The following is a 922-nucleotide window of genomic DNA, read 5'->3' as shown; positions in this document are numbered from 1 at the left end:
CCAACGGCCTTTAACATTCAGCATACCCGCTATCTGGTGGTGACCGATCAGGCGGCGAAAGAAACCTTAAAAGACATCGCCTACGGTCAGCAGAAAGTGGCCGATGCCCCGGTGGTTATTCTGGTGCTGGCCGACGAGCAGGGTCATGAACGTATGCCGGATATCGCCCAGCGCGGCGTCGATGCCGGTATCTATAACGAAGGCGTGCGCGACTACTTTGTCAGCGCAGTAAACGGTGCCTACGGCGATAACAAAGCCGCAGCCCACGATGAAGCACTGCGCTCGGCCAGTATGGCGACCATGAACCTGATGACGGCTGCGGCTGGCAAGGGTATGGCCACCGGGCCGATGATCGGCTTCGATACTGCAAAAGCGAAAGAAGTGTTCAACATCGGCGAACGCTACAGCGTTGCCATGATGGTGACCCTGGGTTACGCCAAAGAAGGTAACTGGCCACGTAAGCCACGTCTGGCGGCGAGCGAAGTGACGGTGCTGGATGGTCGTCCGGGTAAGCTGCACGATCTGAGTAATTAATTGCTAAACAAGTTGGGAAAAGCGGACCGGAAATAAAGCGGGCAGAGCGCCCGCTTCAGCGTTTCAGCCAGCGCCGCAGAGCACTCCAGCGGTTGGCCAGCAGCGCCAGCAGAATCAGGGTGCAGCCGAGAATCTGCGCCGTTTCCATCCGCTCGGTAAACCAGAAGGCGGCGATGATGGCGGTCCAGACCGGCTCCAGCACCATNNAACTGGCCACGTAAGCCGCGTCTGGCGGCAAGCGAAGTCTCTGTGCTGGATGGCCGTCCGGGCAAGCTGCACGATCTGAGTAACTGATTAAACGCCGGGTAGGGGTGTTGCTATTTACTTAAGCAATCATGAAACGTCGATTGCACGTGAGTAGCCGAAGCGGGGCAAGCCCCTGCGCCCC

1 protein-coding gene is annotated in these 922 nt (G+C 58.4%); it reads left to right on the top strand.

Translation table 11 applies throughout. The annotated features are described in order from the left end of the window. Positions 1-534: nitroreductase family protein (locus tag B3P58_RS14875; protein WP_286718733.1), on the top strand; the 534-nt coding region annotated here is incomplete at its 5' end. Positions 535-922: the final 388 nt, after the last annotated feature.

Source organism: Thalassolituus sp. UBA2009 (assembly GCF_002335285.1).
GTDB lineage: Bacteria > Pseudomonadota > Gammaproteobacteria > Pseudomonadales > Oceanobacteraceae > Venatoribacter > Venatoribacter alkanivorans.
The sequence above is the reverse complement of the archived record's forward strand: the minus strand, read 5'-3'. Positions and strand labels throughout refer to the sequence as shown.